17 protein-coding genes are annotated in these 20,259 nt (G+C 76.4%); 8 read left to right on the top strand and 9 right to left on the bottom strand.

Annotation, left to right across the window (positions count from 1 at the left end; genetic code table 11):
• The first annotated feature begins 5 nt into the window (after nucleotides 1-5).
• Nucleotides 6-584: a PPA1309 family protein gene (locus tag EDD28_RS10535; protein ID WP_123739564.1), complete on the top strand. Its 579-nt coding sequence runs from the start codon at nucleotides 6-8 to the stop codon at nucleotides 582-584.
• A gap of 53 nt (nucleotides 585-637) precedes the next feature.
• Here the strand turns inward: EDD28_RS10535 and EDD28_RS10530 are convergent, their stop codons facing one another.
• Nucleotides 638-1,765, bottom strand: a complete 1,128-nt coding sequence (locus EDD28_RS10530) for a YlbL family protein (protein WP_245967996.1) — start codon at nucleotides 1,763-1,765, stop codon at nucleotides 638-640.
• 117 nt (nucleotides 1,766-1,882) lie between these two features.
• On the opposite strand from EDD28_RS10530, the gene EDD28_RS10525 reads away from it, so the two are divergent.
• Both EDD28_RS10525 and EDD28_RS10520 read left to right on the top strand, forming a co-directional pair.
• Nucleotides 1,883-3,280 carry a zinc-dependent metalloprotease gene (locus EDD28_RS10525; RefSeq protein WP_123739563.1) on the top strand — a complete coding sequence of 466 codons (1,398 nt, stop codon included), beginning with the start codon at nucleotides 1,883-1,885 and terminating at the stop codon, nucleotides 3,278-3,280.
• A gap of 95 nt (nucleotides 3,281-3,375) precedes the next feature.
• Complete coding sequence (locus EDD28_RS10520) at nucleotides 3,376-4,509, top strand: TOMM precursor leader peptide-binding protein (protein ID WP_123739562.1); 1,134 nt, start codon at nucleotides 3,376-3,378, stop codon at nucleotides 4,507-4,509.
• 417 nt (nucleotides 4,510-4,926) lie between these two features.
• On the opposite strand, the gene EDD28_RS10515 is transcribed toward EDD28_RS10520, so the two are convergent.
• The 3 genes from EDD28_RS10515 to EDD28_RS10510 form a co-directional block, all read right to left on the bottom strand.
• On the bottom strand, nucleotides 4,927-5,262 hold the full coding sequence (locus tag EDD28_RS10515) for a WhiB family transcriptional regulator (RefSeq protein ID WP_123739561.1): 336 nt from the start codon (nucleotides 5,260-5,262) through the stop codon (nucleotides 4,927-4,929).
• A 101-nt stretch (nucleotides 5,263-5,363) separates the two neighbouring features.
• The gene (locus EDD28_RS17360) at nucleotides 5,364-5,507 is read right to left on the bottom strand and encodes a hypothetical protein (RefSeq protein ID WP_170169429.1); all 144 of its coding nucleotides are present in this window, start codon (nucleotides 5,505-5,507) and stop codon (nucleotides 5,364-5,366) included.
• Between the two features lie 254 nt (nucleotides 5,508-5,761).
• Nucleotides 5,762-7,939 (bottom strand): ATP-dependent DNA helicase UvrD2, encoded by a 2,178-nt coding sequence (locus tag EDD28_RS10510; protein WP_123739560.1) that lies wholly within the window; start codon nucleotides 7,937-7,939, stop codon nucleotides 5,762-5,764.
• A gap of 192 nt (nucleotides 7,940-8,131) precedes the next feature.
• Between EDD28_RS10510 and EDD28_RS10505 the strand changes: the two genes are divergently transcribed.
• Nucleotides 8,132-8,398 carry a mycoredoxin gene (locus EDD28_RS10505; protein WP_123739559.1) on the top strand — a complete coding sequence of 89 codons (267 nt, stop codon included), beginning with the start codon at nucleotides 8,132-8,134 and terminating at the stop codon, nucleotides 8,396-8,398.
• A 19-nt stretch (nucleotides 8,399-8,417) separates the two neighbouring features.
• Here the strand turns inward: EDD28_RS10505 and EDD28_RS10500 are convergent, their stop codons facing one another.
• Nucleotides 8,418-8,987 carry a P-loop nucleotide/nucleoside kinase family protein gene (locus tag EDD28_RS10500; RefSeq protein ID WP_211339165.1) on the bottom strand — a complete coding sequence of 190 codons (570 nt, stop codon included), beginning with the start codon at nucleotides 8,985-8,987 and terminating at the stop codon, nucleotides 8,418-8,420.
• A gap of 60 nt (nucleotides 8,988-9,047) precedes the next feature.
• Nucleotides 9,048-10,076 carry an NAD(+) diphosphatase gene (nudC, locus tag EDD28_RS10495; RefSeq protein WP_123739557.1) on the bottom strand — a complete coding sequence of 343 codons (1,029 nt, stop codon included), beginning with the start codon at nucleotides 10,074-10,076 and terminating at the stop codon, nucleotides 9,048-9,050.
• A gap of 62 nt (nucleotides 10,077-10,138) precedes the next feature.
• Between nudC and EDD28_RS10490 the strand changes: the two genes are divergently transcribed.
• The 3 genes from EDD28_RS10490 (at nucleotide 10,139) to EDD28_RS10485 (ending at nucleotide 12,078) form a co-directional block, all read left to right on the top strand.
• Nucleotides 10,139-11,080 carry a phosphotransferase gene (locus EDD28_RS10490; protein WP_123739556.1) on the top strand — a complete coding sequence of 314 codons (942 nt, stop codon included), beginning with the start codon at nucleotides 10,139-10,141 and terminating at the stop codon, nucleotides 11,078-11,080.
• Nucleotides 11,081-11,248: 168 nt separating this feature from the next.
• Nucleotides 11,249-11,404, top strand: coding sequence for a hypothetical protein (locus EDD28_RS17355; RefSeq protein WP_170169427.1), 156 nt, complete (start codon nucleotides 11,249-11,251; stop codon nucleotides 11,402-11,404).
• Nucleotides 11,401-12,078, top strand: a complete 678-nt coding sequence (locus EDD28_RS10485) for a M23 family metallopeptidase (RefSeq protein WP_123739555.1) — start codon at nucleotides 11,401-11,403, stop codon at nucleotides 12,076-12,078. The genes EDD28_RS17355 and EDD28_RS10485 overlap by 4 nt, the downstream gene beginning before the upstream one ends.
• Before the next feature lie 33 nt (nucleotides 12,079-12,111).
• Here the strand turns inward: EDD28_RS10485 and EDD28_RS10480 are convergent, their stop codons facing one another.
• Nucleotides 12,112-15,600, bottom strand: a complete 3,489-nt coding sequence (locus EDD28_RS10480; RefSeq protein ID WP_148059593.1) for an ATP-dependent helicase — start codon at nucleotides 15,598-15,600, stop codon at nucleotides 12,112-12,114.
• A complete protein-coding gene (locus EDD28_RS10475; protein ID WP_123739553.1) occupies nucleotides 15,597-18,980 on the bottom strand; it encodes an ATP-dependent helicase in 3,384 nt (1,127 codons plus the stop codon). Before EDD28_RS10475 ends, EDD28_RS10480 begins: the two co-directional genes overlap by 4 nt.
• A 131-nt stretch (nucleotides 18,981-19,111) precedes the next feature.
• On the opposite strand from EDD28_RS10475, the gene EDD28_RS10470 reads away from it, so the two are divergent.
• Nucleotides 19,112-19,333, top strand: coding sequence for a DUF3107 domain-containing protein (locus tag EDD28_RS10470; RefSeq protein WP_123739552.1), 222 nt, complete (start codon nucleotides 19,112-19,114; stop codon nucleotides 19,331-19,333).
• Between the two features lie 61 nt (nucleotides 19,334-19,394).
• Here the strand turns inward: EDD28_RS10470 and EDD28_RS10465 are convergent, their stop codons facing one another.
• Nucleotides 19,395-20,078, bottom strand: a complete 684-nt coding sequence (locus EDD28_RS10465) for a ferritin-like fold-containing protein (RefSeq protein ID WP_170169426.1) — start codon at nucleotides 20,076-20,078, stop codon at nucleotides 19,395-19,397.
• Nucleotides 20,079-20,259 lie beyond the last annotated feature (181 nt).

Below are 20,259 nucleotides of genomic sequence, written 5' to 3'. Positions count from 1 at the left end.
ACGGCATGACCTCCCCCGTCCCCTCCCCGGGCTCCTCCCCCGTCGACGGCCTCGACCCGACCCTCGTCGCGCTCGCGCGCTGCGTCCACGAGACCGAGGTGCACGTCTCGGCCGGCGGCTGGGACGGCCCGGTCCGGGTCTTCGCGCTGGTCAACACGGCGCGCGCCCTGGCCGCCGACCCCGCGATCGCCACGCTCCTGCCGGCCGGGACGCGGGTCGACGACCCCCACCACCTCCTCGCCATCGAGCAGGAGGGCCTGCCGGAGGCCGACTCGCTGGAGTCGCTGCTCGCGCAGCTCGCGTGGCCGGACGCGGTCGACGGCGCCGCCGTCGTCGTCGAGCGTCTCGTCGTCCCGCCCGACGCCGAGGCCGACCTGCCCGGCGATCTCAGCGAGGACGAGGCCGTGGCGCGGCTCGCGGCGCACCCGGGCGCCGAGGACGTCCGGCTCGCGGCCGGTGTGCTGCGCACGGGCGAGTCGTGGTGCGCGATCCGGGCCCGCGGACACGACGACGACCTCGAGGTCGCGGGCGGCCAGGATGCCGTGCCCGGCCTCGTCGCCGCGCTGCGCGCGACGCTGAGCTGACGCGCGGCGCGGACGTCGGACGCCCACCCGGCGCGGACGTCGGACGTCGGGCGTCAGCAGCTCGGCAGGTCCGCCGCGTCGCCGGTGCCGATCGCCTGCACGGCGGCCCACGCCTCCTCGAGCGTCCCGACCGCGACGACTCGCAGATCACCGGGGACGTGACCGGCGACGTCGCCGCAGTTCGCGACCGGCGCGAGGAAGAACTCGGCGCCGTCCCGCAGCGAGCCGTTCATCTTCTGCACGATCCCGCCGATCGGTCCGACGTTGCCCTCGAGGTCGATGGTGCCGGTGCCGGCGATGACGTGGCCGCCGGTGGCGTCGCCCGGGGTGAGCAGCTCCATGATCCCGAGGGCGAACATGGTGCCGGCCGACGGCCCGCCGATGTCGTGGATCTGGATGGCGACGTTCACCGGGAAGTGGAAGTCGGGGTCGATGAGGACGCCGATGACGGAGCCGCCCGCCCCGTCGTCGCCGGTGGTCAGCTCCGCGGACGCGCGGGTGCCCGCGCGGTCGAGGGTGAGGGTGATCGGCGTGCCCGGCGGCGTCCGGTCGAGGAGCCCGAGAAGGTCGGGGAACGTCGCGGTCTCGGTGACGACGCCGTCGATCTCGACGGACTCGATGACGTCGTCGACCTCGATCGCGCCGACCGCCGGACCGTCCTCGACGACGCCGGCGACGACGAGGTCCGCGGGCACCTCGTAGCCGAGCGCCGTGAGCGCCGCGGCGGTGGCGTTCTCCTGGGAGGACGTCATCTGCGCCTGGCTCTGCTCCTTGGCCTCCTCCGCCGTCTGGTTCTCCGGGAAGATCGCCTCCCGCGGCAGCACGGACGAGGCCGGGTCGAAGAACCCCTGCAGCGCCCGGAGCATGAAGACGGGGTAGTCGGGGCCGCCCGACGCCGAGACGGTCGTGAGCCGGAGCTGGCCGTCCGACGGGTAGGTCTCGGCGTCGGAGATGGAGATGAGCGGCTCGTCGTCCACCTCGCCGAGCGTGTCGACGGTCGGGCCGGGCATCCGGACCGCGTACGGCACGGGAACGACGAGACCGAGGGCGAGCAGCACCGCGAGCACGAGCCCGAGCGTGAGCGTCACGGCGGGGATGCGGTCCCACCACGGGTCGGGCAGCGGGAGCGGCGCGAACCTCGGGGTTGACGCAACGGGTCGCGGCGCGGGGGGCTGACTCACGCGTCCATTGTGCGGCAAGCGAAATCGGCGTGCGCTCCGGCGCCGAGCCGCCCCGGCGGGGTTAGCGTTGGCGACACCCCCGGGGCGCGAGCCCCCGTGCGAGACGAGGAGCACGCCATGCCTGAGGACGACGCCGCCCGGCAGAGCTGGGAGATGCTCCTGCGCCAGATGCTCGGCGAGGAGGGGGCCCGCGAGGCCATGTCCGCGCTGGAGGCCAGCGGGTTCGACCCGGAGCAGCTCGCCCGGACGACCGGGCTGCCGACCGACCCGGCCTCGCTCCAGGCGATGATGGGCCAGATGCAGCGGATGATGTCCGGCTCGGGCGTGGACGGCGTCAACTGGTCGCTCGCGCACGACGTCGCCCGGCAGGTGGCACACACCGGCGGCGACCCCAGCCTCACGGCGGCCCAGGCGTCGCGAGCGACGACCGCGCTGTCCGTCGCCGACCTCTGGCTCGACGCCGCGACCGACCTCCCGCCCGCCGGTGGGAGTCGCTCCGCGTGGAGCCGCGCGCAGTGGGTCGAGGGGACGCTGGAGGTCTGGAAGCGGCTGACCCAGCCCGTCGCCAGCTCGATCGCCGAGGCGCTCGTCGGGGCGATCACCTCCCAGCACGAGACGATGCCGATCGCCGGCGGCGGCGCGCAGATGCTGCGCTCGCTCGGCGGAACCGTGTTCGGGATGCAGGTCGGCCAGGCGGCCGGGACGCTCGCGCGCGAGGTGTTCGGCACCTCCGACACCGGGCTGCCGCTCGTCGACGGGCACGGCACCGCGCTCGTGCTGACGAACGTCGAGGAGTTCGCCGCTGGCCTCGACGCGGCGCCGGAGGAGGTGCTGCACCTGCTCGCCGTCCGCGAGGCGGCCCACGCCCGGCTCTACGCGCACGTCCCGTGGCTGCGCCACCACATCCTCGGCCTCGTGGAGGAGTACGCCCGCGGCATCGCGATCGACGTCGACGCCATGGAGGAGGCCGTCCGCAGCATCGACGTGACCGACCCCGAGGCCCTGCGCTCCGCGCTCTCGGGCGGGGAGATCTTCGCCGTCGAGCGCACGCCGGAGCAGGCCGGTGCGCTCGACCGGCTGGAGACGGCGCTCGCGCTGGTCGAGGGGTGGGTCGAGGACGTGACGGGGCGGGCCGTCGCCCCGCACCTGGCGCACGCCGTGCCGCTGCGGGAGATGCTGCGCCGCCGCCGCGCCGCCGGCGGCCCGGCCGAGCACGTGTTCTCCAGCCTCGTCGGCCTCCAGCTCCGTCCCCGCAAGCTCCGCGAGGCCGCGGCGCTCTGGGCGGCGCTGCACGACGAGGGCGGCCCCGCCGCCCGCGAGGCGCTCTGGGAGCACCCGGACATCCTGCCCCGCTCGGAGGACCTGGACGACGGCGCCGCGTTCCTCGCCCGTCGCGAGGCGGCGAAGGCCGCCGACGCCGAGATGGACGCCGCCCTGGAGCAGCTCCTCTCCGGCGAGCCGGAGTCGGGCGGCGACGAGCACGACGGGCACCGCGAGGATGGCGGGGACCGGTAGGCAGCGCCGGTCCGGTCGGCGCCCGGCCGGCTAGGTCCACAGGGCGCCGTCCACAGGGGCGTCGCTGACGGTGTCAAGCGTGGCACGATCGCGCCATGACAGCCCTCCCGGTCGCTCACGACCCGCCCTCGGTCGCGACCGTCCAGCCGACCCCCCGGACGGTCACCATCGTGCCCCCCTCCCGCGCGCGACCGCCGTGCGCCCCGACGCTGCGCCCCGGCCTCGTCCCGCTGTGGCGCGCGCGGGGCCAGACGCAGATCGGCACCGACCCTCGCCTCGCGCTCGTCCTCGACGGGCTGAGCCAGCGCGAGCAGCGGTTCGTCGACTCGCTCGCCTGGCCGCGGCTCCGTGAGGTGCCGCTCCGACAGGTCGTCCGGCAGCACGGGGTGGATCCGCGGCGGGCGAGCGCCATCGTCGAGCACCTGCGGCGGCACGGGAGCCTGGTCGAACCGGCGGAGCCGCCCGAGGTCGGGCCGGTCGGGTCCCGCCGCGAGGGCCGCGGACGCGCGGAGACCCTGGCGACGCTGTGGCGGGCCGGCACCGCCGTGGGAGCGAGCCGGCGGCGGGGAGCCGAGGTGGCCGTCGTCGCGGACGACAGCTCCGGCGCGCTGGGGCTCGCCGTGCTGGACCATCTCGCCCGGGAGGGCGTCGGGCGGCTCGGCCTGGTCGCGGAGGGAGCCGTCGCCGCGTCGGACGCCGGGTTCGCGGTGCACGAGGTCGGCCGGCCGTGGGCGGAGGTCGCGGTCGCACGCCTCCGCGCCGTCGACCCGACCGTGCGGCTGGGCGCGGTCGCGCCGGACGTCGTCGTGCTCGTGGAGTCGCGCGTCGCGGTGCCGTTCCGGTCGAGCGGGCTCGTCCGGGAGGACATGCCGCACCTCTCGGTGGTGACGCGGGAGATCGACGTCGTCGTCGGGCCGCTCGTGCGGCCGGGCCGGGACGCGTGCCTGCGCTGCCTGGACCTCACGCGGACCGACCTCGACCCGCACTGGCCGGCTCTCGCGACACAGCTCGCCGGGGCTCGACCCGCGCAGCTCGGGCCGACTCTTCACGCGCTCGGGGCGGCGACGGCCGCGCTCGAGGTGCTCGACGCGCTCGACGGCCGCGACCCGAGTCTCGCCGGCCGGACGCTGGAGCTCGGGGCGCGCACCGTGCCGGTGACGCGCGCGTGGGCCCCGCACCCGAGGTGCGGGTGCGGGGCCTGTGTCGAGACGGAGGGCCGGGTGGGGTGAGCGACGAACCGGTCGGGTCGGACGGGCGGTCGCCGGACGGGCGGTCGCCGGGCCGGGTGCGGGCCGGGGTGAGCAACGGGCCGGGTGGTCACGGGCCGGGTGGTCGTCGAACGGTGCCGTCACCGGGTCGGACGAGCTCACCGGGCGATGCAGTCACCGGTCTGGGGTGCTCAGGAACCGGGGTGGCCATGGGCCGGGGAGGACACCGGCCCAGGTGAGCGACGGCCGGGTCGGGTCGGACGCTGGTCACGGGCCGGGTGGTCGTCGAGCGGTGCGGCCCGCACCCGCCGGAGGGGCGGGGGCGAGGCCGTGGGATCGGATCGGGCCGGACGCGGCGCCGCCGAGGCCCGGTCTGCGGCGTCCCGACCCGACGCGGTCGGACCGCCTCGCGCTGCGGGCGCGGGGCGGTCCGGCCGGTCAGGCCGCGACCTTGCGAGGCCGTCCGCGGCCTCGCTTGCGGGCGACGACGACGCCGTCGATGAAGACCTCGCCGCCCCAGACGCCCCAGGGCTCCTGCCGGCGGACGGCGCCCGCGAGGCACTCGGCGCGTAACGGGCACTCGCGGCACATGGCCTTGGCCCGCTCGACGTCGTCACCGCGCTCGGCGAACCAGAGGTCGATCGTTCCGGGGACCTGGCACGGGAGCACGAGGTCGAGGTCGGCTACGACGTCGAGCGCGGGGAGCGCCGGAAGGGTGAGGGTCTGGGTGGAGAAGCCGCCGGACACGGACGTGTCGGTGAAGGCAGAGAACATGGTGAGTCCTCGGGAAGTTCGTGGGTGTTCGTCTGATGGCGCCGAGAGGCGCGGGAGGCGGGTGGGCCTCGGCGGGGTGGCGCATCGCGCCACCGGGCGTGTCAGGCGGTCGGCTTCATGCCGCCGATGACACCGGGGTTGCCGCTGGGCAGAGCTGTCCCCAGGGAGGCAACGATGCGCGGGCGCGACGCGGTGGGCGTGGCGACGGACTCCAGGCCGTAGACGGCGAAGACTGTCATCCTCATGCGGGAACACCTCCCCTCGATGCGGACCCCTGGTGCTGGCTAGGCGGGGCCGGACGAACACGAACTCCATGAGCGTAGCCGAGGGTGGCCCGGGCCGCGCAAGCGAATTACCGAAACTTCTTCCGAGCAGTTCGGAGGCAGCCGCTGAGCCGGCTCCGCACGAGACGAGCCGCGTCCCTCGGTCGATGCTCGGCGCGCCCCTCCGCCGCGTTCGGCTGACGGGCGGCCGGCGTGCGTCGGTCGGCCGCGGCCGGCTACTCGCTCGGCTGGGGCGGATCCTCGCCCGCGACCAGCGCGAGCACGGCCGGTCCGTACGCCTCGATCTTCGCCGCCCCGATCCCCCGGACCAGGGCGAGCTGGCGCAGCGTCCGCGGCAGCATCGTGGCGATCCCCACCAGCGTGGTGTCGTGCAGGATCGTGTAGGCGGGCTTGCCCGTCTCCTTGGCGAGCCCGCCGCGCCACTCGCGCAGCCGCTCGAACACCTCGGCGTCGGCATCGGCCAGCGCGTCCTGCACCGCGGCCGCGCGCGCCTTGCGACGCTGCCGCTCGCTGGCGCCCCCGCGGCCCTCCTCGACCGGCCAGATGCCGTCGAGGAACCGCGACGGCTTCCGCGTCCCCCGACCACCGGCGGAGCGGGACCGGGCGTAGGAGAGCGTGAGGTGCTCCCGCGCGCGCGTCACCCCGACGTAGAGCAGGCGCCGCTCCTCCGCGATCTCCTCCTCGTCCTCCGCGAACGAGATCGGCAGGAGGCCCTCGCAGACCCCGGCGAGGAACACCGCGTCCCACTCCAGGCCCTTCGCGGCGTGCAGCGAGGCCAGCGTGACGCCCTCGACCGCCGGCGCGTGCTGCTCGGCCGCGCGCTCCTGCAGCTCGGCGACGAAGCCGGCGAGGTCGGCGCCCCGCTGACGGTGCAGGTCGTCGGCGAGCCGGACGAGCGCGTCGAGCGACTCCCACCGCTCCCGGACCGCGCCGCGTCCCTCGGGCGGGCTGGCCGACCAGCCGGCGCTGGAGAGGACGTCGCGGACCTGGTGCGGCATCGACCCGGCCGGGCCTCCCGCCGCGCCACCACCGCCGCTCGACCCGTCACCCCCGCCGTCGTCACCGAACCCGTCGCTTGGTCCAGCGTCGTCGTCGGCCGGCCCGGCGCTGCCCGCCGACCGCGCGGCACCGGCGAGCATCGCCATGGCGTCGCGGACCTCGCGGCGGGAGAAGAACCGCTCGCCGCCGCGCACGAGGTAGGCGATCCCCGCGCTCGCGAGCGCCTGCTCGAACGCCTCGCCCTGCGCGTTGGTCCGGTAGAGGATCGCGATCTCCCGCACCGGCACGCCCTCGGCGACGAGCTCCCCGATCCGGCGCGCCACCCCGGCGGCCTCCGCGTCGTCGTCGTCGAAGGTGAGATAGGCGACGGGCGGCCCGGACGGCCGCTGGGCCTCCAGCCGCACCGCCGCACTCGACCGGTCGCGCCCCGCGCGCGCCAGCACGTCGTTCGCGAGGCGCACCACCTGCGGCGTCGAGCGGTAGTCGCGCACGAGACGGACGACGACGGCCCCCGGGTGGGTCGAGGCGAACCCCGTGAGGTAGCGCGGGCTCGCCCCCGTGAACGAGTAGATGGTCTGCGAGACGTCCCCGACCACGCACAGCTCGTGCCGGTCCCCCAGCCAGAGGTCGAGCAGGCGCTGCTGGAGGGGCGAGACGTCCTGGTACTCGTCGACCACGAAGTGGCGGTACTGCTCGCGCACCGTCCGGGCGATCTCCTCGCGCTCGGCCAGGACGCCGACCGTGAGCAGCAGGACGTCCTCGAAGTCGATCACGCCGCGGTCCGTCTTGACGTCCTCGTAGACGGACAGGAGCCGCGCGACGGTCGTGAGGTCGTGCCCGGCGGCGCCGACCCGGCCCGCCCGTGCGGCGGCCCGCGGGTAGTCCTCCGCCGTGACGAGGCTGACCTTGGCCCACTCGATCTCGGCGGCGAGGTCACGCAGCGCGAGCCGGTCGGCGCCGAGCCCGAGCCGGCCGGAGGCCTCGGCGACGAGCGGCGCCTTGTGCTCAGCGATCCGCGGCAGGGCTCCGCCGACGACCCGCGGCCAGAAGTAGGAGAGCTGGCGCAGCGCGGCGGCGTGGAAGGTGCGCGCCTGGACGCCGGCCACCCCGAGGTCGCGCAGCCGGGAGCGCATCTCGGAGGCCGCGCGCGCGGTGAAGGTCACGGCGAGGACGCGCGTGGGCTGGAACGCCCCGACCATGGCACCGTGCGCGATCCGGTAGGTGATCGCGCGGGTCTTGCCGGTACCGGCACCGGCGAGCACGCACAGCGGGCCCGAGAGGTGCTGCGCGACCTCGCGCTGGTCGGGATCGAGCGCGGCGAGGAGCTCCTCGGGGGTGCGCGGGGCCGTGCGGGGCGCACCCGAGGAGTCGGCGGGGCTGAGCGTCGTGGACATCGGGACCATCCTCGCAGGGCGGTCCGACAGATTGGCCGGCCCCGCCCTCCCCTGTGGACGGCCGACCCTCGCGTCACTGGGCCAGCCCCCGGCCAGCGTCGCGTCCAGCCGGTTCCGGAACGGGCGCCGGCGCGACCGCGGCAGCGGGGACGCGGCGGAATACGGACGAGGGCGCCGACCGTTGGGTCAGTCATGAGCACACCCGCGCTTCCCGCCGAGGGCACCGTCACGATGTTCACCACGACGTGGTGCGGCTACTGCCGCATCCTGAAGTCGGCGATGCAGCGCGAGGGCGTGCCCTACACCGAGGTCAACATCGAGGAGGTCCCGGGGACCGCGGAGTTCGTCGAGTCCGTCAACGGCGGCAACCAGACGGTGCCGACGGTGCTCTTCCCCGACGGCTCGGCCCTCACGAACCCGTCGGTCGCCCAGGTGAAGGCGGCGCTCTCCGCGTCCTGACCCGACACCGGGACGCGCGTCACCACCCGGAGCCGTCGCCCTCCGCCTGGTCCAGCCGCGGGAGCGACGGCCAGTTGTCCGACGCCCACGCCGCCCAGCTCGGGAACGGCGCGGGTGGCGCCGGGAGCGGCCGGCCGTCGAGCTCGTCGACGCCCGGGCGCTGGAACGAGGCCAGGTAGGCGTCGTGCTCCGCGTCGGAGATCGGGAAGTGCGCCGTCGGATCGCGGCGCTGCCGCGCGGCGGCGCGCTCACGACGCACGGGCTCCGGCACCTCCAGGACGTGCAGCTCGAACCGCGCACCCGCGCGCTCCGCCACGTCGCGGATCGCGAACCGCTCGTGCGGGCTCCAGCAGCCGAGGTCGAGGACCACCGAGAGGCCGCCGCGCAACGCCTGGTACGCGGTCGCGATGAAGCGGCCCTCGAGGACGGTGCGCTTCCCGTCCGGGTCGTGGTGGCCGAACAGCGGCAGCATCCACTCGTCGGGGGTGAGCCGGAGCGCGCGGTCCTCCGCCTCGATCCGACGCGCCAGCGTCGTCTTGCCCACACCCGGGAGCCCGACCATCAGGTGCAGGACGGGACGCTGGCTCACCGGGTCAGTGTGCCGGACGAACGGCCTCGGCCGAGCACTCGCCATCAGCCGGCGCACGCGTCACCCCGCCGGGAGCTCCCGGCCGTACCAGGACTCGACGAGCGCGAGCGCGATCGACGTCCGCATCGGCAGCCGGACGCTCCCGTCCGCGAGCTCCGCCGCCAGCTCCTCGCGGGTGAACCAGTCGGCGTGCGTGATCTCGATGCCGTCGGGTGCCGGGTCCGGCACGTCGGCGCGGTCGACGACGCGCTCGTCGCCCGGCGGGCCGGCGACCCACGCGTGGAACCCGAGCATGAGCGAGGCCGGGAACGGCCACGGCTGCGCGCCCGCGTACGCGACGCGGCCGATCTCGAGCCCGACCTCCTCGGCCACCTCGCGCCGCACCGCGGCCTCTGGCGCCTCGCCCGCCTCGACGAAGCCGGCGAGCACCGAGCGCCGACGCTCCGGCCACGCCACCGAGCGGGCGAGGAGGATCCGCCCGGTCCCGTCGTGGACCGCCATGATGACGGCGGGGTCGGTCCGCGGGTAGACCACGTGACCGTCGACGTCGCACCGCGCGGCCCAGCCGCCCTCGACGAGCCGGGTCCGCGCCCCGCACCGCGGGCAGTGCCGGTGCGTGCGACGCCACTGCGACAGCGCGACCGCCGCCGTCGCGAGTCCCGTGTCGCGATCGTCCAGGAGGTGTCCGACGTCCCGCAGCGACGCGATCGTCACGCCCCCGGGCGCGCGGTCCCTCGTCCCGGGCGGCCCGGCCGGTGACACCGTCGGGGCGTCCGGCAGCGCCTCGTCCAGGTCGCAGCTCCACGCGACGTAGGCGCCCGCGTCGTCGCGGCCGAGGTAGAAGGTCTCCCCCTCGCCGCGCCGAGCCGCCGGGCCGACGAGCGCGAGCCGCGGCGCACCGACGCCGTCGCCGTCCGGCTCGCGGAGGATCGCGACGCGCGCGCCGTCGACGAGGAGGACCCGGGTCGCGGGATCGGCGAGCGCGGCCTCCAGCGTCCCGGGCGCCGTCCGCTCGATGCCCGCGCGGTCGATGCTCGCGCGGTTGAGCGCCAGCGGCTCGGGCAGTGCCGGGGGCCTCGGGCCGGGCATGGCAAAGGGGTCCACGCGTGGTCACGTTACGCCGGGTCGACCGGGCAAGTAGCGTTGACCCCGTGTCCGGACATCTCACGCCCCGCTGGTCGGCGCCGTTCCTCGCGGCGCTGGCGACCGTGGCCGTCCCCGGCCTCGAGGCGGTGGCCACGCGGCGGCCGCGGATCGTGACGCCGACGGTCGAGATCACGGGAGTCCTCGACTCCGACGGCGGGAGCTGGATCGTGCGGGCCCCGCGCGACGCGGCGACCGGCGCCGCGATGATGGCCGAGTCCGAGCTGCTGCGGCTGCTCGCCCGCGAGCACCTCCCGTTCGCGCTCGCCGTTCCCGCGGGGTTCGCCGAGATCGACGACGCCGGCCGCGCCGTCGTGCACCGTGCCCTCACGGGCCGGGAGCTCGACCTGTCGACGCTGCGACCCGGCCCCGGGCTGGCCGCATCCCTCGGTGCCGCGCTCGCCGCGCTGCACGAGGTGGACGTGGCCGCCGTCACCGCGGTCGACCTGCCGACCTACGACGCGGCCGAGTGCCGCACGCGACTGCTCGCTGAGCTGGACGAGATGGCGGCCTCGCGGCGCGTGCCGACCGTGCTGCTGCGCCGGTGGGAGGAGGCGCTGGAGGACGTGCGGAGCTGGCGCTTCCGGCCGGCCGTCGTGCACGGCGACCTCGCCTCCGACCGCGTGCTCACCGAGAGTGGCCAGGTCACGGCGATGACCGACTTCGTCTCGGCGCACGTCGGGGACCCGGCCGTCGACCTGGGCTGGCTCGTGGCGGCGGCGCCGGAGGACGCGCTGGAGTCCGTGCTGGAGTCCTACGACCTGCACCGCGCCGCCGGCAGCGACGCGCAGCTCCTCGTCCGCGCGCAGCTCTACTCCGAGCTCGCGCTCGGGCGCTGGCTCCTGCACGGCGTGCGCGCGGGTGACCGGACCGTCGTCGCCGACGCCGAGGAGATGCTCACGGAGCTGGCCGACGCCGTCAGCTCCGCCGGTCCCGGGTACCCGGAGTAGGCCGGGCGTCCTCGTCGCGGAGGCCGTCGTCGGACGGCACCGACTCGCCGTCCTCCCGCGGGTGACGCCGCCCGAAGGCCGCCAGAGCAGCACGGCGATCCACCAGGGCACGATCGTTCGCCGCCCGATCGTTCAGACCTGAACGATGCATCTCAGTACCGTGGGGATGTGAGCGAGGACGACGGCGAGGCGATCACGACCGCGGCGTGCTTCCGGCCCGGCCCGCTCGGTGCGAGGCTCACGCGGGGGTTCTCGGAGCGCGTCGAGCGGATCGGGATCACCCACAGGCAGGTCGGGCTGCTCGACGTGGTCGCCGAACGATGAGTCGGCCACATCGCCCCGGCGATCGGAGCCGCGACGGGGCGCCCGCCTCGATCGACGTCGCCTTCCCCTTCACCGGCGCCTGGCTCGTCCGGAACAGCCCGGCGAACCGCGTTCCCAGCCACGGCACGTCGGCCTTTGCCACGGCCTACGCCATCGACTTCGTGCCGGTGTCGGACTCGGGCCGCACGGCACCGGTCGGACCACGCTCGCTCGTGCGCTCCGAGGCCGCCGAACGGTTCCCCGGCTTCGGTCGTCCGATCCTCGCCCCCGTCGAGGGCATCGTCCTGAAGGTTCACGACGGCGAGCCCGACCATCCCGCCCATCGCGGCCTGCCCTCGATCCGGTACGCGCTGACCCAGCGCCGCCGAGCAGCCGCGGGATGGGCTGCGCTCGCCGGGAACCACGTCCTGATCGACAGCGGCGGCGTCGTCGTCGCGCTGTGTCACCTGCAGCGAGACAGCATCGAGGTCGCACCCGGTCAGCGGGTCCGGGTCGGGGACGCGGTCGCCCGCTGTGGCAACTCGGGCAACAGCACCGAGCCCCACCTCCACCTCCAGGCGATCGACCATCCCGACGTCACCCACGCCGACGCGGTGCGCCTGACGTTCGAGGGTTCCCTGCCGACCAACGGCACGATCGTCCGGGGGCGGGCCCGGCGCCGCCACGCGGACTAGGGACGGCGGGGACCGGCCGATCCGGACGCTGCTTCAACCGCTCCCCCCGGACCCGAGCGACGCCAGCTCGGCGAGGTGACGCTCGAGCAGGTCGGTGACCTCCTCCTCCCCCAGCCGCGGGGCCGCCAGCGTGACGCCCTCGCCGACGTAGTGGAAGGATGCGGCGATCCGCTCGAGCCGGATGCCGTGCAGCCGCGACCAGCCCAGCCGGTACATCGCGAGCTGCAGCTCGCGGGCGCGGCGGGCACGCTCACCGGCGGGCTCGTGACCCGTCTTCCAGTCCACGATGTGCACGTCGCAGTCCTCCCCGGGACCGCCGGGGAACACCGCGTCGATCCGGCACCGGATCTCGACGCCCGCGACCGGGGTCGTCACGTCCTCCTCGATCGCGATCGGCTCGCGCTGCGCCCAGGGTGAGGCGAGGAAGGCCTCGCGGAGCGCCTCGAGCTCCTCGTCGGACCCGATCTCCTCGCCCACCAGCTCGTCGACGTCGATCAGCGCCGCGCGGGAGTAGTGCCGCTCCAGCCAGGCGTGGAAGCGGGTACCTCGACGGGCCGCGGCGCGCGGCGGCGTCGGCATCGGTCGGCGGCGGTCCCGCGCGAAGGTCTCGGGGTCGCTCGCCAGCGCGACGACGGCGGAGGCCGACAGGTGCTCGGGTGCCGTCACGACGCGCCCGCCGGAGGCGAGGTCGCGCTCCGCGAGCAGCGCCCCGGCCTCCCACCGCCACCGCGCGACCAGCGCGTCCTCTCCCGCGTCGCCCCACGTCACGGGGGGCGGGGAGGGAACGCCGGCGACGGCCGCCGCCCGGTCGTCCGGCGCTCCCGCCGCCCGGTCGTCCGGCGCTCCCGGGCCGACCGGAGTGCCCGGAGCCACCGACGAGCGCTCCGCGGCAGCAGGATCGCGGTCCGGCGCCTCGGGGTCGCCGGCGCGACCCGGGATCACCAGGTCCACGGGGTCGGCCAGCTCGACCATCCGCTGCGCGCGCCGCAGGGCGGCCGTCTCGTCCGGGTCCTGCTCGACCGGCCAGACGACCGGCCGGCTCGCGGCCGACTCCGGGCGCTCGGGCGGCCCGTCCAGCACCTCGGGCTCGACCCCGTCGACCGGCTGCGCGAGTCCCTCGCGCACGAGGGCGAGGAGGAACCGGCTCGGCGCGTCCGGCTCCTTGCGGGTGCTCCACCACGATCCGGACAGGACGAGGCTGCGCTCGGCCCGGGTGAACGCGACGTAGGCGAGCCGGCGCTCCTCGCGCAGCGCCCGCGCGCCGTCCTCCACCCGGAACCGCTCGCGCGCCTCGTCGACGTCCCTGTGGGTCGCCCCGGGCTCGCCCCCGAGGTCGGGCAGGTGGTCGGCGTCCCCCCGCAGCTCGTAGGGCAGCGCGTCGAGCGCCGTGAGCCAGCCGCTGCTCGTGGGCTCGTCGACGGACCCGCCGAGCCCGGGGAACTCCTTCTCCGCGAGGCCGACGACGCCGACGACGCTCCACTCGAGCCCCTTCGCCGCGTGCATCGTGAGGATCTGGACCCGCGCGGGGTCGGGCTCGCCCGCCGGGACGTCGAGCCCGCGCTCGTGCTCCTGCGCCGCGTCGAGGTACGCGAGGAAGCCGCCGAGCGTCGGCGCGGTGGCACCGGCCTCGAAGTCGGCGGCGACGTCGACCAGCTCGTCGAGGTCGGCCCGACCGCGCCGGCCGGCACCGCCGTGAGCCACGAGCTCCAGGTCGAGGCCGAGGAGCTGCTCGACGGCGACGACGAGGTCGGCCAGGCCCAGGTGGGCGAGCGAGCGGATCTGCCGCACGAGCGTCCGCGCCTCGACGAGCCGGGCGTGGCCGGCCGCGCTCAGCTCCCGTCCGTCGCCGGCCCGCCAGCCGGGCTCCGGCAGCACGTCCAGCGCCTCGACGATCGAGGCGTTCTCGGCCTCCTCGCGTCGTCCGGCGCCCTCGCCCCGGCCGGCCGTCCGCTCGCGCGCGAGCGACTGGAGCGCGAGCAGGTCGGCGATCCCGAGCCGGAACGCCGGACCGGTGAGCAGCCGGGCGAGCGCGTCGCCGCGCGACGGGTCGAACGCCGCGGTCAGCGCGGCCCGGACGTCGCTCACCGCCGGCGTCTCGAGCAGGCCGGCGAGCCCGACCACCTGGGCCGGAACGCCGAGCGCAGCGAACGCGGCGCGCAGCGGCTCGAACCAGGCGCGCTTGCGGCACAGGACGGCCGCCGTACCGTGCCCGGGACGCCAGCGCTGCGCGATGGCGCGCGCCATGGCCGCGGTCTCGGCCTCGGTGTCCGCCGCGTAGAGCCAGCGCACCTCGCCGGGGCCGGCCCCCGGTCGCGCGCGCAGCTCCGGCACCGCGAGGCGCGTGCTGGCGCGCAGCGGTGCCGACGTCTCGTTGGCCGCGGCGAGGATCGCCTCGTCGTTGCGCCACGACGTGGAGAGCGTGGCGAGCCGCGCCGGCTCGCCGTCCGCCCGGGGGAAGTGCTCGGGGAACGACAGGAGCGACCCGGCCGACGCCCCTCGCCAGCCGTAGATGCCCTGGTGGGGGTCGCCGACGGCCGTCACGGGGTGCCCGTCGCCGAACAGCCCGCGCAGCATCTCGAGCTGGGCGACGGAGGTGTCCTGGTACTCGTCGAGCAGGACGACGCGCGCCGTCTCCCGCTCCCGTGCCGCGACGAGCGGGAACTCGCGGCCGAGGCGCGCCGCGGCCGCGACCTGGTCGGCGAAGTCGATGGCGCCGCGCTCCCGCTTGAGTCGCTGCATCTCGGCGATGAGCGGCATGAGCTGCGCGCGCGCCTCGAGCGAGTCGATGACCTTCTGCACGTCCGCGTACGGGACGCGCTTGCTCCCCGCCGGCTCGGCCGACGCGAGCTCGAGCGCGATCTCGCGCAGCCGCCGCGCCACCGCGTCGGGGTCGAGCAGGTGCTCGCTCATCTCCCCGGCGAGGGACGCCACCGCCCCGACGACGGTGCTGACCGCCAGGGGGGTGTCGAGCTGGCCGGCCCAGCGGTCGACCACCTCGCTGGCGAGCTGGAGGCGACCGGCCTCGGTGAGCAGCGTGAGGTCGGCCTCGATGCCGAGCCGCAGGCCGTGGTCCTGGACGAGTGCCGCGGCGTAGGCGTTGTAGGTGGAGATGCGGGGCCGCTGGGTCACCCAGTCCACACCGGAGTCGGCCGGGCCGAACAGCTCCGGCAGCTCCCGGGCGAGCAGGCGCAGGCGCTTCTCGACGCGGCTCGCGAGCTCGGCCGCCGCCTTGCGGGTGAACGTGAGACCGAGCACCTCGGCTGGCTCGACGAGGCCGTTCGCCACGAGCCAGACCACCCGGTCCGTCATCGTGGCGGTCTTGCCCGAGCCGGCGCCGGCGACCACGAGCAGCGGCTCCAGCGGCGCCTCGATGACGGCGATCTGCTCGTCCGTCGGCCGGTTGGTGCCCAGCAGCGCGGCCAGCTCGACCGCGCCGAGCCGCACGCCCTCCGCACCGGAGACCGCGCGGACACCGCCCCCGCCGGCGCTGCCCTCGACGGTCGCGACGTCCCGGGCGCTCATCGCCCCACCACCCGGTCGCCGCTCGGCCGGGCCGGGCAGCTCGTGCGCACGGGGCACGTCTGGCACTGCGACCCGGTCGTAGCGAGGAACTCGGCGGACGCCATGGTCTCCGCCGCCTCCGCGACGAGCCGGGCGGGCCAGTCGTCCTCGGGCGCCGCCTGGTCGCGGATCGCCGCGGCCCTCCGCGCACCACCGACGTACACGAGCCGGGCGCCGTCGGCGTGGACGTCGTCACCGAAGCCTCCGGCCGCGACGGCGGCCTGGTAGGCGGCGAGCTGCGCGTGGGCGTCCGCCTCCGCGACGGGGATGGGGCTCTTGCCGGTCTTGAGGTCGACGATGCGCGCCCCGCCGTCCCCGGTTCGCTCGATCCGGTCGACGCGCCCGACGAGGTCGGCTCGCCCGATCCGGACCTCGAACGCGACCTCGGTCTCCACGCTGCCGCGGGGGATCCCCGCGACGTACGCGGCGAGGAGCCCGATCATCCGCTCCGCCTCCTCGCGCCGCCGCCGACCGGCCCAGGTGTCCGGCAGCCGGAGGGTGTCCCACCGCGCATCGAGCTCGGCGAGCATCTCCTCGCGCGTGCCCTCGGGCAGCTCGGCCGCGATGGCGTGGACCAGCGTGCCGACGTCGGCGTCGAGCGACGACCCCGCCTGGGCGCCAGCCGCCTCGAGCGCCCAGCGCAGCGAGCAGGTCCCGAGCATGACGAGGGAGGACGGGCGGACCGGGACGGGCTCCTGCGGCCCCCAGGCCGGCGCATCGGTCGAGGCCGCCCGACCCCACCACTCCCGCGGGTCGGCCCCCGGGACGCCGGCCCGGGCGAGCGTCGCGAGCAGCGAGGCAGCCGCGGCTCCCCTCGCGGCTCCGGCGCCGCCGGCCGCACCCGAGGCACCGGAGTGTGCGGTGGCCTCCGCCCGCACGGTCTCCCTCGCGGCGTCCAGCACCTCGCGCCGCAGGCGGGCGACGAGCCCGCGCAGGTCGAGCGCCGGCGGGGCCGCGACCGTCGGACGCAGCTCGTCGCTCAGCGGGTCGCGCGGGTCGACGACGTCGAGGAACACGGAGGGACGCGTGTCGTTGTCCTGCACGGCGGTCACGAGCAGGTGGCGGTGCGTCCGGGAGACGGCCGAGGCAAACAGCCGCCGCTCGTCCCACAGCACCGCGCGGCGCGCGTCGATCGGGCGCACGGGTCCCGCGCCGCGGCCGGTCGCGAGGTCGCTGACACCCACCGGGTCGAGCAGCCGCGTGCGCAGCCGCAGGTCGGGCCAGACGTCCTCCTGAACACCCGCGACCACGACGACGTCCCACTCCCGGCCGGCCGCCGAGGCGACCGTCAGCACCTCGACCGCCTCCCGCTCCCCCGTCCCGGCGAGCGTGTCGGTCGCGAAGTCCTGCGCGCGCAGGTACTCGAGGAACTGGTGCGGGCGCCCGCCCTCGCGTCGCTCGGCGAAGCCCTCGGCGGCGCGGAACAGCGCGACGACCGCGTCGAGGTCCGCGTGGGCGCGCTCGGCCGAGACGCCGTCGCCCAGCGCGAGTCGGCGCCACGGCTCGGCCCGTCCGCTGGCCTCCCACACCGCCCAGAGCACGGACTCGACGTCCCCAGGCCCGTCGAGGGCGCGCGCACCCGAGCCGAGCATCCGGGCCACGCGCTCGACGGCCCGGCGCGCCGGCTCCGCGACGCGCAGCTCCGGCAGCACGCCGTCGGGCGACTCGATCGCCTCGATCAGCAGCTCGTCGCTCGGGCGGCGGCCACCGGAGCGCACCTCGTGCGCCCGCAGGGCACGGCGCAGGGCGCGCAGGCCGACCGGGTCCAGCCCGCCGAGCGGCGAGAGCAGCAGCTCGGCCGCGGCCTCCGCGCCCAGCGTCTCCTCGGTCAGCACCTCGAGCACCCGCAGCAGGGGGCGCACGGCCTGCTCCGCCGCGAGCGGCACGTCCCGGCTCACCGCCACGGGAACGCCGGCGGCCCGCAGTCCCCGTCGCAGGGCCGCGAGCTGCCCGCTCGACCGGGCCAGCACGGCCATCCGGTCCCAGCCGATGCCCCCGGCGAGTCGGTGCCGACGCAGGTGGTGGGCGACGAGCCGGCCCTCCTCGCCGATGCTCGCCGTCACCGCGACCTCGACGCTGGAGCCCCGATCCGCGCCCGCGCTCCGGTCTGCGTCGCTCACCGCGGCGGGGTCCGGTCGGGCAGCGCCCCGCGGGCCGCGCTCCCCGCGCGACGCGGCTCCGTCCGCCGCGCGGCTTCGTCGCCGCGCCGTCTCGCCCAGCGCGGGCAGGCCGTCCGTCGCCGCCTCGACGACGGTCCGCAGCAGCTCGTCGCCACGCCACACCGTCGGCAGCAGGTGCCGTCGCGCGCCGAAGGCACCGGCGGTGCGGATCATCGGCCAGCCGCCGCCCGCGCTCGCGCCGCCACCGTCGCCGCCCGCGCCCCCGTCGATGACGTCCCCGCCGAGCACGTCGCCGCCGACGCGCGGGGCCGGCTCGCGCGTCGCCTCCTCGAGCAGAGCCGGCAGGCCGCCGCGGAACGTCTGGACGGCCGTGTCCGGGTCGCCCAGCACGACGATCCGCGCCCCGTCCCGCGCGAGCACCTCGAGCAGGCGGGCGGTCGCCATCGTGGCGTCCTGGTAGTCGTCGTGCACCACGACGCGCCACCGCGGCCGCGGGTGCCGCGGCAGGTCCAGGTCCCACGCGTCGAGCGCACGCGCCGCCTCGTCGACGATGCCCGCGACGTCGTACCGGGTCCCGCGGTCCGGGGTCGTCTCACCGAGCCGGGTCACCTCGTCGTACTCCGCCATGACCCGACCGCACGCGACCCACGCCGGGCGCCCGTGGCGACGCCCCATCTCGGCGAGGTCGGCGCCGTCCCAGCCCGCCTCGGCCGCACGCATGAGCACGTCCCGCAGCTCGTGCCGGAACGTCGCGAGCCCGAGGGCCTCGGCCGGGACGTCGGCGGGCCAGCCCGGATCCCGCCCCTCGCCGGCCGTGTGGCCGGCGAGCAGGTCCGCGAGCGCCGCGTCCTGGTCGGCCCCGGTGAGCAGCATGGGAGGCGCCTCGCCGAGCAGCGCCGCGCGCTGGCGCAGCAGCGAGAACGCGAACGACGCCGGCGTTCGCGCGACGACCCGCCCGGTGGTCCGGGCCAGCCGTCGGCTGACCGCGTCGCGCAGCCGGGTGGCCGCCTGCCGGGTCGGCGCGAGCAGCAGGACCTCGTCGAGGCCGACGTCCTCGCGCTCCGCGAGCGTGGCGAGCAGCTCGACCGCCGTGGTCGACTTCCCGCTGCCGGGCGCCCCGTAGACGACGTGGTGGCCGCCCGTGAGGACGGCGTCGACGACGACCGACCGGGCCGGGTCGCTCACCCGCCCCGGCGGCGTGAGCACCGGTGTCGTCGTCATGTCTCCGATCTCACCACGAACCACCGACATCCTGACGCGCGGCCGGGGACCCGGCCGTTGCCGGTGCGCCGCGAGCGAACAGGGCTCCCGCGGGGCCGGTCGGACGGGCGCGCCTGCCTACGATGACCGACATGGAGATCACGATCGGAATCCGTCAGGTCGCCCGCGAGCTGACGTTCGAGTCCCCCCTGTCCGCCGACGAGGTCGCGGCCGAGATCACCAAGGCCCTCGACGGGTCCGTCCTCGACCTGGAGGACATCCGCGGACGCCGGATCGTCGTCCCGACCGAGTCGCTCGGCTACGTCGAGATCGGCGCCGAGGAGCAGCGCCGGGTCGGCTTCGGCACCGCCTGACCGACCGGCCACCGGCCGCACCGTCCGACGGACCCGGCCCCGCCTCGGCCTCGGCCCGGGCTCAGGCCGTGAGGTCGAGCCGCTTCATCCGGCGCGCGTGCTCGCTCGTGAGCCGGCCGAGGACGGCGGCGAGCGCGTCCGCCGCCCCGGGCGTCCCGACCGGGATCCCGACGAGCCGGGCGAGCACCGGCCGTGAGTGCAGGAGCCGCGAGGCGACGCCGAGCGCCTCCCCGACCACGCGACGTCCCCACAGCGCGAGGCGCGCGCCGAGCTGCGGGTCCGCCTCGATCGCCGGACGCAGCATGGCGACCGTGACGTCGGTGAGCGAGCCGTCAGCGAGCGCCGAGCGCCCGAGCTCGCCGGCCGCGCCCGACAGCCCCGTCACGACCTCGCGCTCCAGGTCGGCGAACACGCCGTACCCGATGTAGGTCCGAACGAGGCGCTCCCACCAGTCGCGCGGGACGGTGCGGGCGTCGATCTCCGCGAGCAGCTCGCGGAACTGCCACGTCTGCTCCTCCAGGACGGGCGCGTCGACCCCGAGACCGAGCACGTGCTCCTCCAGACCCGCCATCGGCTCCAGGTCCGCGGCCGCCATCCGGCTCAGCGTGATCCGGGCGCGCAGCTCGGGGGCGTTGGCGGCGTCGTCGGCGAGGCGCGCGAACGCGACCAGCTCGCCGGCGATGAGGAGCGCGAACGCCTCGGTCACGGCCGCGGCGTCGGTCCGGGCGTCGACGGGGGAAGTCATGCGGGTCAGCGTAGACCGACGGCGCTCCCGCGCGCGGCCCGGTCCACGCCGGTCCGCATCGGTTCCGACCGCCCGGCGTGGCCCGGTCGTGGCCACCGCCGACACCGTGACCACCCCTGGACCGCATCCCTCGCACCACCCGGCTCCACCGTGGCCACCGCCGACGCCGTGACCACCACGG

The organism is Salana multivorans (assembly GCF_003751805.1).
Classification (GTDB): domain Bacteria; phylum Actinomycetota; class Actinomycetes; order Actinomycetales; family Beutenbergiaceae; genus Salana; species Salana multivorans.
This window is presented reverse-complemented; position numbering and strand designations above follow the sequence as displayed.